The sequence below is a fragment of the Paenibacillus sp. F411 genome (genome assembly GCF_017582705.1).
In the GTDB taxonomy this organism is placed as follows: Bacteria; Bacillota; Bacilli; order Paenibacillales; family Paenibacillaceae; genus Paenibacillus_AQ; species Paenibacillus_AQ algicola.
The window spans coordinates 1-15708 of sequence record NZ_JAGFIP010000027.1 but is presented as its reverse complement, the minus strand read 5'-3'; the positions used below and the strand labels follow the sequence as shown (position 1 = coordinate 15708).

The window sequence follows — 15708 nt, the reverse complement described above, 5'->3', positions numbered from 1 at the left end:
TTCCTCCCCTGTAAGCTTAAATCATCAGATTTCGGTGTTTGGGGTAAATATAAACAGGAATGCGCAGCATTTCAATTTCATTGTAAACGATGTATATCATCGTTGTAAAAAAAAGAGAGGAGGGCGCTTGATGAAATGCGCCTTAGTCTGGTTTCGGCGGGATTTGCGTGTACATGATCACCAGCCGCTGTTATCGGCAACCGCGTCCGGTCTGCCGGTCGTTGGATTATACTGCCTGGACCCCCGGGAATACGGGGTGACCGGCTTTGGATATCCCAAAACCGGGGCACACCGGGCACGCTTCATTCTTGAAAGTGTGGCCGAGCTGCGGGACAACCTGAACAAGCTTGGCATTCCGCTGCTGGTTCGGCTGGGTAAGCCGGAGGAGGTCATACCGGAGCTTAATCAGAGCGGCCTCGATCTGGTGGAGGTCCATGCTCATGACGAGCTGGGCACGGAGGAGTCCTATGTGCTGCAGCAGGTGAAGGACAGCTTAGGAGAAGCGCAGCTGTACACGTACTTCGGGCATAGCCTGGTCCACCCGGAGGATCTTCCTTTCCCGCTCGAAGAGCTGCCGAAGCTGTATACGCCGTTCAAGCAGCGGATCTTGAAGTCGCAGGAACGCTGTATCCGCAGCATGCTTCCACTGCCAGAGCGTCAAAGCGTTTCACTGGCTGTCGAGGAAGGAGACCTGCCAGAGCTTGCCGCGCTGGGGCTTGCCGATGATGAGCTGCCGCCGCAGCCGGTATTTACCGGCGGCTCCTCGGCAGGCCGCAAGCGTTTGACGTATTATTTTCACGAGCAGGACCATATTAGCCGCTACAGTGAAACCCGCAACGGAATGCTGGAGCCGGACGCCTCCTCGAAGCTGTCACCTTATCTGGCCCTGGGCTGCCTGTCGCCGCGCTTTGTCTATTGGAGCCTCAAGGAGGCGGAGGCCGCCCGGTCGGTGAATAAATCGACGCAGGGGTTCCTGGATGAGCTGCTGTGGAGAGAGTACTTCATCTATGTGCATCGCAAGCATGGAAGCCGGATATTTGCAGCGGGAGGCTTGGACGGCAAGCGCCTGGAGTGGTCCAGCGACCCTGCGCTGCTGCAGGCATGGACTGATGGCGAAACCGGGTATCCGCTGGTGGATGCCAATATGAGAGAGCTGCGCCAGACCGGGTGGATGTCGAATCGGGGCCGGCAGAATACGGCCAGCTTTTTGGCAAAAAATCTGGGGATCGACTGGCGTGCCGGCGCCCAGTGGTTCGAGTCTCAGCTGCTGGATTACGACGTATCGGTCAATTACGGCAACTGGTGCTACAATGCGGCAGTAGGAAACGATACGCGGCCGTACCGGATTTTTAATGTCAGCAAGCAAGGGCGTGATTATGATCCTGCTGGCGACTATGCCAAGCACTGGCTTCCGGAGCTTGCCACCGTTCCTGGGGAACAGGTCTATGATGTGCCTGAATGGACGTGGTTTGAGCAGCAGGAGTTTGGTCTGGAATTGGGGAAGGATTACCCGTTTCCTATCGTGGAGTGGATGCCCTCCGTTGAGGCATTTCGATCCCGGCTAAAACAGGCTAAAGGATAATGCAATGGAGGAACCGTTCCGATTTCGGAACGGTTTTTCTAGTTCTTTAGGAGGATGTCGTGTAGGAATGTCGAATTACCTAGATTAAACATATATCCAAAACCATAGGAGATTCGAAGTATGTCTGACAAACTTTATCGTTGGTTCAATATTATTTACGCGATTCAGGCAAGGCCTGGGATTACAGCTCCGGAGCTGGCTCAAAAATGTGATGTCGATGTCCGCACCATTTACCGTGATCTTCGTTCTCTGGACACCCTCGCTCCCATCGTCAATGACGGTTATGGCAAAGGCTATACCTTTGCCGGGGATTTCGCCATGTATCCTCTGAACTGGACGCCACAGGAGGAGCTGGTGTTTACGATGCTTCCATCGATCCTGGATCATACCCAGCTTCCGCCGGGCTTTGAGAGCGCCTATGACAAAATAATGGCTGCCCGGACCCGGGAGAAGCGGCGGAATCAGGACATTTTGAAGCATGTGACAGACATTATTCAGATGGGCTCCCCGGCCTACCGGGAGGACAGCCCCAACCACCTGCTCCCTGTGATTCAGGCCATACTGGCAGAGCAGACGTTAAGCGTGACCTACCATACGCAAAGCCGGAATGAGCTGACTGAGCGGGAGATTGATCCTTATTATCTGATTCCGCGGGATCAGCGGTTTTACCTCATTGGCTATTGCCATTTAGCAGGGCAGATCCGCACCTTCCGGCTCAGCCGGTTCCGTAAACTGGAGGTCACCGCGCGTTCTTTTGAAAAAGGAGACTTCAATCTGGCCAACTACATGAAGCACACCTGGTCCATTGAGCGCGGAACCGGGCAGATCACCTTCAAAGTCAAATTTTCGCGCGAGGTCGCCCGTTACATCAAGGAAGAAGAAATGTTCGTCCGGCCCAAAATGACAGACCTGCCGGATGGCAGCCTGCTGTTTGAGGTCACCCTGAACCACGACCGTGAATTCCTGAACTGGGTCAACCAATACGGCCCGGACGCCGAAATTCTGGAGCCCCGCAGCTACCGCAAGATGATGCAGGAGAAGCTGTCGCGCTGGCGTGGGCTGTATGGGGAGTGAGGTGAACATATGTTTGGTGACAAGGTGCGGCGAATGGATAAAGTTAGGATATAGGGAGACGAGAGAGGGATGGGTCTGGTCAGGAGGGAGAGTACAATGAATTATGCTGCTCATTTTCGAGTTCGGGATGGTGCACACCAGTCGGTAGAAGAACATTTGCGGGGGGTGCAGCGATTGGCAGAAATGATGGGTGAGAAAATCGGTGTTCGTCATATCACCGGGCTGGCTGGCATGCTGCATGACATGGGGAAGTTCAGTGAAGCGTTTCGGCTTTACCTTCAAAATGCGTTTGAACATCCAGACACGCCTCCAAGAAGAGGTAGTGTAGATCATTCTACTGCAGGTGGAAAGCTTCTTTACAAATTGTATCATGAGCAACATATTTATCGATTTACCGGCATACTGGCAGAAATCGTAGGCAACGCAATTATAAGTCACCATTCTGATCTTCATGATTTCTTGACGCCCAATCTGGAATCGGATTATTTAAAGCGTGTCAAAGAGAAGAGCTTGGAAGAATACGAGCTTAGCGAATCCTTGTTTTTTGAGCGCGTAATGACTCGAGAGGCCTTTACCTCTTACGTGGACTGCGCAGCTAAAGAGTTGGAGGATTACCTGGCTGTGACATCTACGTTAACTGTGGAAGCCAGACTTATGTTTTTAACCAAGTATGTATTCAGCGTATTAATTGATGCAGACCGCACCGATACTCGGAGATTTGAAGAAGATGAGGCCGAATCTGCAACGATTCAGTATTCAACATTATTTAAGGGGTACTATGAACGGTTACAGCATAGGCTGAGCTCATTCTCTATGCTTGATGGAACCATCCATAATCTCAGACGTGAGATGTCGGAGCATTGTGACCGTGCGGCGGAACAAGCTTCGAGCATATATACATTGTCAATTCCTACTGGCGGAGGGAAAACGCTGGCGAGCTTGAGATATGCTCTCAAGCATGCGTTTACTCACTCCAAACGACGGATTATATATGTGCTTCCGTACACGACAATTATTGAACAGAATGCTGCTGAAGTAAGGCGAATTCTAGAGGATGACGCGAATGTTCTGGAACACCACTCTAATGTCATTGAACAAGATCTGGCGGATGATGAGGATGTCGAAGGACGAATCGATATCAAGCAAAAATGGAAGCTGGCTAAGGACAACTGGGATGTTCCTGTTATTTTTACAACGATGGTGCAATTTCTCAACGTCTTTTATGATTCGGGCAGCCGGAGCATTCGAAGGCTTCACCAATTAAGCGAGTCTGTCATTGTGTTCGATGAAGTTCAGAAAGTTCCGGTTACCTGTGTGTCATTGTTTAATCAAGCGCTTCATTTTCTTCGGGACTATGGGCGATCCAGCCTTGTGTTGTGTACTGCAACACAACCTGCCCTGGATTTCGTAGAGCATAAGCTCTCTATCGGTGCCCATGCAGAAATAATCCCGGATTTGAATCGTATAGCTGTCGCCTTCAAGAGAGTAGAAGTTATAGATCGTACATCAGAGGCGATGACTAATGATAGGCTGTACGCATTTGTTGAGGAAATGATGATCCATTGTAATAGCACACTCGTCATTCTTAATACGAAATCAGTAGTCAAGAAGCTGTTTCTTTTGCTGCAATCCTTGAGGCCTTCGGTTTATGTCTATCATCTTAGCACTTCAATGTGTCCGGCCCATCGAACAGAAATTCTATCTGAAATTAAGGAACGGCTGAGGAGCAAAGACAAAGTGATATGTATTAGCACCCCTTTAATTGAAGCGGGGGTAGATATTAGCTTTGAACGTGTGATTCGCTCTTTATCAGGATTAGACTCAGTGGCTCAAGCAGCAGGCAGATGTAACCGCCATGGCGAGAACGATAAGGGCGAAGTATATATCATACATCATCTGGAGGAGAAGCTGGATAATCTCCCGGAAATACGAAAAGGGAGAGAGATTTCTCAACGTATGTTGATCGATATGAAGGAAGATCCTGCCTATCATGGGGGAAGTATTCTTTCAGCCGCAGCAATGACACGATACTTTCGGGAGTTTTACAAAGAAATGAGTGGACAACTGGACTATCCCGTACCCCAACATAATACAACGATGATGACGTTATTGGCAGCGCCTCGAACTCAGAATCTATTTGCTGAAGGCTATTATAGTAAACACAAGTGTTACCCATCTTTATTTCTATTAAATAGCTGTAGGACGGCAGGGCAGCATTTCGACGTTATTGATAATCAGACGACATCTGTCATTGTACCCTATGATCAAAAGGGAAAAGAACTAGTTGCGGATTTGAATGGAGACCGAAACATCAATGAATTATCACTTATGCTCCGCCTAGCTCAACGTTATAGCATACAAGTGTATGATCAAGAACTACGCCAGCTCAATCAGTACGGGGGTCTCGTGAGCTGCCTTGACGGCAAGGTACTCGTACTTAAAGAGAGTGCTTATCACGAGAATTTTGGACTAGACGTAAGTAATGATAGTGGGTTTGAAATCCAGTTATATTAAAAAACCTATCTATATAGATAGGCTTTTCACGTCATACAATATATATTTCAATCCACATCCTGCTTCAATAGCAGAAGCAGGAAGACCACTTCATCGTATCACAAACTGCCAAATAGACAAAATACATTCATATAATGTATAACGATATTTATTTTTGATAATATTTGGTTTATACTGGAACTTGAGTAAAATAATATATTGAGAGAAAGAAGGTGAAAACCATACTATGAGGAATTCGATTGAGTTCGTTGTACACGGACACTACGCGTTGTTCACGGATCCGTTAACCAAGCTCGGAGGTGAGAAGCTCTCCTATCAAGTGCCAACCTATCAAGCTTTGAAAGGGATTGTCGAAAGCATATATTGGAAGCCGACGTTAACGGTTTATGTAGATGCTGTACGTGTGCTGAATCCGATTTGTATGGAGTCCAAGGGCGTTCGGCCAATTGATTACAGTGGAGGGAACACTCTTGCAAACTATACATATTTGAAAGATGTACGCTATCAGGTGAGGGCATATTTTGAGTTTAATCTCCATCGTCCAGACCTGGAGTATGACCGTAACGAAGAGAAGCATCACAACATTATGAAGAGAGCGCTTAAAGCGGGAGGCCGTCGGGATATTTTTTTGGGTACCCGGGAGTGTCAAGGATACGTAGAGCCTTGTGATTTCGGTTCCGGACCAGGATTTTATGACGAGTGTAAAGAGCTGCATTTCGGTACCATGGTACACGGGCTTAGCTACCCCGATGAAACCGGGGAACGGAATATGAAAGTTAGGCTGTGGAATCCCGTCATGAAGGATGGGGTAATTACCTTTACTCGACCGGAGAAATGCTCGCAAACGCGCGTCTTGCGTGAGATGCAGCCCAAACCGTTCGGGGCCTCTTCCATTGAATCTGTCCATGATTTGTATGAGACATTGAAGGAGGGGCAGGAATGAGCTGGCTGTTGAATCTCTATCAAACCTATGAATCGAATACCGATCTTGTCGGCGTATCAGCTTCCAGATTCAATCGAAGCTACACTCTTCTCCCTGTTTCTCATACTACGCAAAATGCTCATATTCAGGTAAATATCACAGAAGACGGGCGATTTCATTCCGCTGAAGTGATAAGTAAAAATGATGCTAACACGCTGATTCCGTGCACGGAGAAATCCGCAAGCCGAGCAGGAAAGGTGATCTCACCTTATCCTCTTCATGACAAGCTTAGTTATGTGGCTGGTGATTTGAGTCTGTACAGTGATGATGTGAAAGATGATGAATCGTATCAAGGCTATATTGATCAACTCAAGGAATGGGCTGAATCTTCCTACGCCACCAGCAAGGTAAAAAGCATCTATCAATACCTGCGCAAAGGGCAGCTGATGCAGGATTTAATCAAACATCGAGTTGTAGCTGTAGATGCGAATAATCGGTTAATCGAAAAATGGGATAAGAAGTATGAAAGTCTGTACCCTGACAAGCCGGAGATTTTTACGGTGTTACAAGGAACACCGGAGAGTGCGTTTGTTCGCTTCAATGTGTACTCGCCGCACGAGATCCTGGAGGATGTGTGGAAGGATACAGCGATGTATGAATCTTTTATACATTTTTACAGTGAACTCTTGAGCGGAGAAGATCTTTGCTATGTGACCGGAAAGAGATTGCCAATAACCGAGAGGCATGCGAACAAAATCAGAAATGCTGCGGATAAAGCTAAATTAATCTCGGCAAACGACACCACAGGTTTTACATTTAGAGGGCGATTTCAGATTGCCAGCGAGATAGCCGGCATTAGTTACGAAGTGTCTCAGAAAGCTCACAACGCTTTAAAATGGTTGATTCAACGACAAGGTGAAGTGATTGAGCAGCGGGTGTTCTTAGTATGGGGAAATGACACTATAGATCTTCCTCATCCGGCAGAAGACACATTTGCGCTGAATCCTTCTCCGCTGCCTGCACAAAGGGCAATATCTAATACCCATCAAGCTCTTGCAAAAGAGGTTTCCAAGGCATTAGAAGGCTATAAGAATGATTTGTCCTTTGAAGCGGACGTGAACATTCTAGTACTCGATTCTGCAACAACCGGAAGGATGGCTGTTCTTTACTATCGTAATATGAATAAAGAGATTTACTTGGACCGTCTGAAGAAATGGCATACAGAATGTGCATGGCTTCACCGCTATCGTAAAAATGATGAAGGCGAGTTTATTCAATTCTATGGCGCCCCAGCCACGAAAGACATCGCGGTCGCAGCTTACGGTACAAAAGCTAACGATAAGGTCGTGAAGGGGCTTATGGAACGAGTACTGCCATGCATTATAGACTGCGCCCCCATTCCGAGAGATATTGTTACAAGTGCATTTCATCGCGCCTCTAATCCAGCGGGCATGGAGAAATGGGAATGGGAGAAAACGTTAAGCATCACCTGTGCATTAATCAACCGAAAGGAGAAGATACATTTGGCATTAGATCAAGATTATAACCATCGCGATTATTTGTTTGGCCGGCTGCTTGCTGTCGCGGATGTACTAGAAAGAAGGGCGCTTGGATCCTCGGATTCCCGAGCAAGCAATGCACTGCGTTACATGAATTCATTTTCGAGGCATCCTGCAAGAACATGGAAGACGATACAAGATAATCTCCAGCCCTATCAAGCGCGTTTGGGGTCTCAGGCCGTTTATTATTCAAAGATTATTGACAAAGTAGCGTCAAGAATTCCGGTGGAGGATTTTACAAATAAGCCGTTGTCAGGGTTATATTTGCTAGGTTTCTACAGCCAGCGGCATGAACTTTATCAAAAGAAAGATAAACTGAACGATGCTGAAGAAGCATCCAACGAATAGGAGAGATAAAGATGAGAACATTAGATTCCAAGATTGATTTTGCGGTTGTATTGTCCGTACGTAGTGCTAATCCTAATGGAGACCCTCTGAATGGCAACAGGCCGAGACAGAATTATGATGGGTACGGAGAGATTTCTGATGTAGCCATCAAGCGTAAAATCAGAAATCGTCTGCAAGACATGGGTGAAACGATTTTTGTGCAATCCAATGATCGAAAATCCGACGAACATAACAGCTTGCGGGAGCGGGCGGATGCTAGTGTGGAATTGCGTGAAGTTATTAAGGCCAAGAGTAGCAGCCAGCAGGAGGATTTTGCAGCGGCTGCTTGCCGTGAATGGATGGATGTCCGCAGCTTCGGGCAAGTGTTCGCGTTCAAGAGTTCCGATAAATCCGGGTCAGTATCTGTAGGCGTGAGAGGGCCGGTCTCCATTCATACGGCACGCAGCGTTGATCCCATCGATATTACAAGTATGCAAATTACGAAGAGCGTTAACTCCGAGCCGGGCAAAGACAGAGGCTCTGATACGATGGGCATGAAGCATCGCGTTGACTTTGGCGTATATGTATTCTATGGATCTATTAACACACAGCTGGCTGAGAAGACAGGCTTTACTCCAGAAGATGCCGATAAGATCAAGCAGGCACTTGTAACCTTATTTGAAAACGATGCCTCTGCAGCAAGACCGGAAGGAAGCATAGAAGTTCATAAAGTGTATTGGTGGACACATAACTCCAAAATGGGGCAGTATTCATCGGCCAAGGTTCACCGTTCTCTGGTCGTAAAGTCTAAAACGGAAGAACCGAGACAGTTTGAGGATTATTCCATTGAAATTTATGAGCTTGAAGGACTGCGCGTTGATGTCATTGATGGAATCTGATGATGAGTATTTAATGCTGTCAGGCATTCAACACTATCAATTTTGTAAAAGACAATGGGCGTTGATCCATATTGAACAGCAATGGGAAGAGAATGTTAAAACCATACAAGGTCAGCATGTGCACGAAAAGGTGGACATGCCTTTCATTAAAGAGCAACGAGGGAATCAATTGATCGTTAGAGCAATGCCTGTGAAGTCAGAGTCATTGAAGATTTCTGGGATCTGTGACGTTGTGGAATTTATGAAAGATGAAGCTGGTGTTCAAATTCATGGAGCTGACGGAACGTACTTAGCCTGTCCTGTTGAATATAAACGAGGAAAGCCAAAGTGGAATGATGCCGATCTTCTCCAGCTTACTGCACAAGCGATTTGTTTGGAAGAGATGCTGCTATGTTCAATTCCCAGAGGGTACTTGTTTTATCATGAGATACGGCGCCGCATCGAAATCCCGTTTACTTTGGAAATGAGAGATCGGGTAAAGCGTATCGTAGAAGAGATGTATGCCTTGTATGTACAGAGGAATACCCCGAAGGTGAAGACAGGTTCCTATTGTCAGAGCTGCTCGCTTCAATCCATTTGTCTTCCAGAGGTCATGAGCAAGAAAACAGTTAAAAGCTACATTGAAGGGAAGATTCGGGAATGAAGAAGCTGTTAAACACAGTCTTTGTTACTCAACCGGATGTGTATCTTTCACTGGATGGAGATAACATCGTGCTTACTCGAAAAGAGGATCAGCTGGGTAGACTTCCATTACATAATCTTGAATCCATCATTGCATTCGGGTACACCGGAGCAAGTCCGGCACTTATGGCATACTGTGCAGACAGGCATATTTCGCTTGTGTTTATGAGTATGAATGGACGATTTCTTGCCAGAGTTATAGGTGCGAGTAAAGGAAACGTTATTTTAAGAAAGAAGCAGTACTTACTTTCTCATGATGTAACGCAATCTGCTTTGATTGCCCGGAATTTTATTGTGGGAAAGCTGTATAACAACAAGTGGATATTAGAACGAATGACTCGAGATTATCCATTGAGAGTGGATATTGAGAGATTTAAACACATTTCTAACCATCTATCTACCTTAATTAAGGAAATTCGGCAATGTTCTGACTTGGATAGGCTGAGAGGGTTAGAAGGACAAGCGGCATTAAGCTATAATCAGGTTTTTGACGAGATGATCCTTCAGCAGAAAGAAGATTTTTATTTTCGCTGGCGTTCTCGAAGACCGCCTCTGGATAAAGTAAACGCAATGCTGTCTTTGGCATATACACTACTGTCACAAGACATGACATCAGCAATTGAAGGCGTGGGATTAGATGCGTATGTAGGTTTTCTTCATCGTGATCGTCCAGGAAGAGCCTCCTTAGCCCTGGATATGATGGAAGAATTAAGAGGAGTGTATGCAGATAAATTCGTGTTGTCGCTAATCAACAAAAAAGTGATCCAGCGAGACGATTTCTATGTCAAAGAAAACGGCGCGGTATTGATGACGGATGCGGGACGCAAAAAGTTTTTTACAGCATGGCAGACCAAAAAGCAGGAGAAAATGACTCATCCTTACCTTGGTGAAAAAATATCGTGGGGATTAGTACCTCATGTACAAGCTTTGCTATTAGCCAGGCATCTTCGCAATGATCTTGACGAGTATCCTCCATTCTTATGGAAGTAGGTGTAGAGTGTGCTGCTTATCATTACGTATGATGTAAGTACCAAGTCAAGTGCGGGTCAGAAAAGATTGAGGCAAGTATCAAAGATATGCCAAAACTATGGACAACGTGTTCAAAACTCTGTGTTCGAGTGTCTTGTCGATGCGGCGGAGTTTACAGCACTTAGGTACAAGCTGATCGAAGTTATTGATCAGAAACAAGATAGTCTACGATTTTACCAGCTCGGAAACCAATACAAGAACAAAGTGGAGCACATTGGCGTGAAGGAATCCATAGATCTGGAGGGACCCCTCATTATTTAACGGGTAGTTGTAACAGGTGCGAACCTCAAGTGAACATGATTTTCCCAAGACATTCGCACCTGTAAATATCCATATCAAATCATCTTTATCCATATTTTAACTGTAAAAAAGTTCTAAAATTATATTTTAATTTCATTTATGTAGAATTAGAAGTCGATTTATGGTTGATTTGACCAAAAATCGCGGTCGCACCCCACGCGGGTGCGTGGCGTTCTCTTGTGGATCGCTTGTCACCCCTGAAACCGTTCGGCCAGGTCGCACCCCACGCGGGTGCGTGGCGTTCTCTTGCCCACCCAACCAGAACCACTCCGTGGGGTCATCGTCGCACCCCACGCGGGTGCGTGGCGTTCTCTAGCAGCGCATTGACATGTACGATAAGCGTCATCCGTCGCACCCCACGCGGGTGCGTGGCGTTCTCTCGATGCTCTGGAACGGTCCATCATTTGATCAAAAAAGTCGCACCCCACGCGGGTGCGTGGCGTTCTCTCATGCGCCGCCGAGGGCGTTTGCATGCACGGAGGTCGCACCCCACGCGGGTGCGTGGCGTTCTCTTTGCCCTGGGACGTCAAAAGGGCAGTGGAGTCGCACCCCACGCGGGTGCGTGGATTGAAATTTGTTAATGGCCTGTTGAAGTTGTCGCTGCTGACCAGTCGCACCCCACGCGGGTGCGTGGATTGAAATCTCTTAATCCATATCGTCTGTTTGAACAAGAAGGGTCGCACCCCACGCGGGTGCGTGGATTGAAATTCGCCGCTGCAGCAAGCGCTCGGAGCTCCGACTTGTCGCACCCCACGCGGGTGCGTGGATTGAAATCGTATCCTTTGCGTCGATAAAGTCGGTATCGGCGTCGCACCCCACGCGGGTGCGTGGATTGAAATGTTCTTTTTAGACTCCCAGTTTCCGACCATGGCACCTGGTCGCACCCCACGCGGGTGCGTGGATTGAAATGCTGTCCTCAGCAAACATAAAGGGCAGGTATCTCGTCGCACCCCACGCGGGTGCGTGGATTGAAATAGGCGTTGGCTTTTGTGAAGGGTGATTACAACAGTCGCACCCCACGCGGGTGCGTGGATTGAAATCTATGCAGTGCCATCGTATTTCCTCCTTTGGTTTGTCGCACCCCACGCGGGTGCGTGGATTGAAATAGGTTCGACCTTGATCGGCTGCGTCTCCCTCTTGTTGTCGCACCCCACGCGGGTGCGTGGATTGAAATATCAATGATGAGCAAAGTTGCTCCCTCATTTTTGTGTCGCACCCCACGCGGGTGCGTGGATTGAAATCCACCAACCTTTAGATACCGCGTTTTGATGTGCGTCGCACCCCACGCGGGTGCGTGGATTGAAATATAGCGATTTAATCCGCCGAGGCCGCGCTCGTCAAGTCGCACCCCACGCGGGTGCGTGGATTGAAATCGCCTACGCCAGCTGATCTGATCGGCGACCAGGAGGGTCGCACCCCACGCGGGTGCGTGGATTGAAATACTCCTGGACGGTCATGGCTTAACCATCATGAAAGTCGCACCCCACGCGGGTGCGTGGATTGAAATTGATAGGCAGCCCGGCTGGTTGCTGCAATCTCTGGTCGCACCCCACGCGGGTGCGTGGATTGAAATTCAAGCGCTTTTCCCCATCCGTATCGGCCGCAGGCGGTCGCACCCCACGCGGGTGCGTGGATTGAAATGGATTTAGCCTACCGCAAATACACGCTGTCGTCATGTCGCACCCCACGCGGGTGCGTGGATTGAAATTTTGCTGGGGGCGGAGGGAAGGATCTCGGCTTCGTCGCACCCCACGCGGGTGCGTGGATTGAAATCAGCAGATCGGGCAGCTGCCAACCCCTAATCACCATGTCGCACCCCACGCGGGTGCGTGGATTGAAATTGGAATGCTTACCCTCGAAAGATTGGGAAGCAAGAAGGTCGCACCCCACGCGGGTGCGTGGATTGAAATCTTCCAGGAGCTGTATGATAACCAGCTCGCACTCATCGTCGCACCCCACGCGGGTGCGTGGATTGAAATACCGCGATACCCGGCGTCAACGGTGCCGAGCTGGTCGCACCCCACGCGGGTGCGTGGATTGAAATTCTCAAGAGTGACAGCTGTTGTCTTGGTTGATTCAGTCGCACCCCACGCGGGTGCGTGGATTGAAATCTTATATCATTATTATGATGCTCATTTTGTTTAAGTCGCACCCCACGCGGGTGCGTGGATTGAAATACCGATCGAGGTCAAGTCACATTAATTGCTCGGATGGTCGCACCCCACGCGGGTGCGTGGATTGAAATCCACCGCTCGCGGATGACGCACGCCCCATCTGTTCGAGTCGCACCCCACGCGGGTGCGTGGATTGAAATAAACTGTTCAGCTCCTAATCCTGCAGGCCACTTGGTCGCACCCCACGCGGGTGCGTGGATTGAAATATAATTCTGCCGATCAATAAGTAAAGGTTAGATGGCGTCGCACCCCATGCGGGTGCGTGGATTGAAATGATCACTGGGGATATAGAGCAGCATCGGACAACATCGTCGCACCCCATGCGGGTGCGTGGATTGAAATCAATAGGTAATATGTAAGAACAACGTAAACGGGAGGGCGCACCCCATGCGGGTGCGTGGATTGAAATCGAATGAAATCGGGTTGCGCTCTGTACAGCAATTAGGTCGCACCCCATGCGGGTGCGTGGATTGAAATTTCCATGAGGGCTTCCTGCTCTTCCCGAGCTACAGTCGCACCCCACGCGGGTGCGTGGATTGAAATACTGAACAGGTGCAGTGCGAGGTTCAGCATGAAGCGTCGCACCCCACGCGGGTGCGTGGATTGAAATAGTAGCGATGCCGAGCATGGCGGATAGGGAATAACGTCGCACCCCACGCGGGTGCGTGGATTGAAATTTCGGAGATTTCACATCGCGAATCGGAGAGAAAGTCGCACCCCACGCGGGTGCGTGGATTGAAATTCTATATCGGGAAGGACTTGGAGAAGGCGTCAAGTCGCACACCAAGCGGGTGCGTGGATTGAAATCAGAAGGGACAAGTATGCGAGATCATCAAAAACGTCGCACCCCATGCGGGTGCACGGATTGAAATATCGCGCCGCCAAAATCTTTAGATAGTAATGATGGTCGCACCCCACGCGGGTGCGTGGATTGAAATCCCGTGGTCGCCGGGCGAGCGGATGGGGTGCCAAGGGTTGCACCCCATGCGGGTGCGTGGATTGAAATGCGTAACTTGGAGCTCTGAGTAACAAAGGAAAATGATGTATGCAGGGCATCACGCAGCAGCACGTTACTAAATCTGCTAAATCGTCATTTAAGCCTAGATACAGAGGGAGTGCGATCTGCTATCACACCAAGCCAGACGTGTATTGTATTGTTTGAGGGGCGGCCGTTGTGGCTAACTAGTCGTAATCACGGATTTGTTTTGTCAGAATCGCTAATGATTTATAAAAGGTATGCCGCGAATCTTACGGTTGATATGACGTTTAAAACAAAATTCGCCTTTGTCTATAATCAGTTCTTTTCACCTGATCAGATGCGCTGGATCTTGTTTTATACTATAATGATAGCTGTTGCATCAGGCTGAAGGTCGTGATGTCATGCGCGGTCCAGCTCCCGGGTGCCCGGAAATTTTAAATGAGAATGTAACCGACCCATGAAAGGAAGATCACATTGACAATAGAACCACAAGAGAACGCCCTGCAGCCGGAGGACCGGTACAAGAAGCTCAAGGCGGATGCGAACCGGATGGCGGACTGGCGTACGCGGGTAAAGGCGATTGAGGAATTAGGTGCGCTCGATCACCCGCATGCGGTGGACGTTCTGATGCACCGGATGCAGCAGGACCCGGTATACCGGGTTCAGGTCGCTGCCTATGAACAGCTGAAAGGTCTCGGCGAAGAGGTTCACAAGCCGAAGCCCAGCCCGGAAGAGCCGGTCAAGGGCGTAACTAAGATGCTCGTCCGCATTAAGAAGAGCCTGCCCAAGGATCACACCTACGAGCAGTTCAAGGACAAGCTGAACAAGATGAGAGCAGATGTCTATGACATCTATGAAGGTGAAAAAGGCGACGGCTTCGATGCCTGGCTGGAAGCCAAATGGAGCGATTTGCGCATCTGAGGGGACCCAGCAGCATATCCATGATACAGGCGGCTTCCGTAGGGGAGACCGTCTGAAAGAGTGAGTGAAGCCCGAAATTCACGATATTTTTCCAAAATTATGGTTGAGACGCCGGATTCACTGGTATACTTAAAAGCATGTGGAATGAAAATTTGCAAGGAGTGATCATTTGAGAAGACATCAACCTATGTCATTTGACGATTTGCTGAAGGATTTGAAGGGCGAGAAGGAGAACGCGGATAATCCCGCTCAGGTCCCGCTCAGTCAGCTGTTTAATGATTCATTTATGCGCCGGCACACCCGGCATGAGAGCTTTGCCTCTTTCAATGAGAAGGGCAAGTTCGAAGTGAAGACCTACGAGGACGTGGATCAGATTCCAGAAGAGCTGTTCGAGCGCCATATTGCCCGCGAAACGAACTTTAAGAACTGGGATGAAATGCTGAACACCGCGCAAAAAGAGCATACCGCCTAAGGCTCCTTAAAGAAGACGTTAAGCCCATATTGGGTGACAACGTCTTTTTTTTGTTGTGGGCGTGCCCAGCAAAGCACGCATCTTCTAGCCGGTGAAAGTCCGGTCGCGGGAGGGGCCAAGCCCCCGCGTAGCTAGGATACCTGCGTATGGCGAAATCTGTGCGTAGAAGCGTATCGACATAAGTACCTGTCAGAGACAGGGCGAGCAACATACCAGGCTGTAACATAAAGTGAATCCTGCCGCGTCGTCAAAAAGGCCTCGCAAGAGGGGAAGAG

The 15708-nt window shown here is 48.7% G+C and carries 11 protein-coding genes; all 11 read left to right on the top strand.

Annotated elements, in window-relative coordinates; translation table 11 throughout:
* Window positions 1-130: 130 nt before the first annotated feature.
* The 11 genes from JJQ72_RS19455 to JJQ72_RS19405 all read left to right on the top strand — a co-directional run bounded on the left by JJQ72_RS19455 (window position 131) and on the right by JJQ72_RS19405 (window position 15433).
* Window positions 131-1582 carry a DASH family cryptochrome gene (locus JJQ72_RS19455; protein ID WP_243896271.1) on the top strand — a complete coding sequence of 484 codons (1452 nt, stop codon included), beginning with the start codon at window positions 131-133 and terminating at the stop codon, window positions 1580-1582.
* Between the two features lie 120 nt (window positions 1583-1702).
* Entirely contained in the window at window positions 1703-2656 is a 954-nt protein-coding gene (locus JJQ72_RS19450; RefSeq protein ID WP_138224806.1) for a helix-turn-helix transcriptional regulator, read from the top strand.
* 96 nt (window positions 2657-2752) lie between these two features.
* Window positions 2753-5170 carry a CRISPR-associated helicase Cas3' gene (gene cas3 / locus JJQ72_RS19445; protein ID WP_208204690.1) on the top strand — a complete coding sequence of 806 codons (2418 nt, stop codon included), beginning with the start codon at window positions 2753-2755 and terminating at the stop codon, window positions 5168-5170.
* A 226-nt stretch (window positions 5171-5396) separates the two neighbouring features.
* Window positions 5397-6113: a type I-C CRISPR-associated protein Cas5c gene (gene cas5c, locus JJQ72_RS19440; protein ID WP_208204689.1), complete on the top strand. Its 717-nt coding sequence runs from the start codon at window positions 5397-5399 to the stop codon at window positions 6111-6113.
* Window positions 6110-7999, top strand: a complete 1890-nt coding sequence (gene cas8c, locus JJQ72_RS19435; RefSeq protein WP_208204688.1) for a type I-C CRISPR-associated protein Cas8c/Csd1 — start codon at window positions 6110-6112, stop codon at window positions 7997-7999. The genes cas5c and cas8c overlap by 4 nt, the downstream gene beginning before the upstream one ends.
* Window positions 8000-8010: 11 nt before the next feature.
* Window positions 8011-8877, top strand: coding sequence for a type I-C CRISPR-associated protein Cas7/Csd2 (gene cas7c / locus JJQ72_RS19430; RefSeq protein ID WP_208204687.1), 867 nt, complete (start codon window positions 8011-8013; stop codon window positions 8875-8877).
* On the top strand, window positions 8858-9520 hold the full coding sequence (gene cas4, locus JJQ72_RS19425) for a CRISPR-associated protein Cas4 (RefSeq protein ID WP_481856872.1): 663 nt from the start codon (window positions 8858-8860) through the stop codon (window positions 9518-9520). The genes cas7c and cas4 overlap by 20 nt, the downstream gene beginning before the upstream one ends.
* Complete coding sequence (gene cas1c / locus JJQ72_RS19420; protein WP_208204686.1) at window positions 9517-10548, top strand: type I-C CRISPR-associated endonuclease Cas1c; 1032 nt, start codon at window positions 9517-9519, stop codon at window positions 10546-10548. Before cas4 ends, cas1c begins: the two co-directional genes overlap by 4 nt.
* A 9-nt stretch (window positions 10549-10557) precedes the next feature.
* Window positions 10558-10848 carry a CRISPR-associated endonuclease Cas2 gene (cas2, locus tag JJQ72_RS19415; RefSeq protein ID WP_208204685.1) on the top strand — a complete coding sequence of 97 codons (291 nt, stop codon included), beginning with the start codon at window positions 10558-10560 and terminating at the stop codon, window positions 10846-10848.
* 3672 nt (window positions 10849-14520) lie between these two features.
* Window positions 14521-14961 carry a HEAT repeat domain-containing protein gene (locus tag JJQ72_RS19410; protein ID WP_208204707.1) on the top strand — a complete coding sequence of 147 codons (441 nt, stop codon included), beginning with the start codon at window positions 14521-14523 and terminating at the stop codon, window positions 14959-14961.
* Between the two features lie 169 nt (window positions 14962-15130).
* A complete protein-coding gene (locus tag JJQ72_RS19405; protein ID WP_347880777.1) occupies window positions 15131-15433 on the top strand; it encodes a hypothetical protein in 303 nt (100 codons plus the stop codon).
* The last annotated feature ends 275 nt before the right edge of the window (window positions 15434-15708 follow it).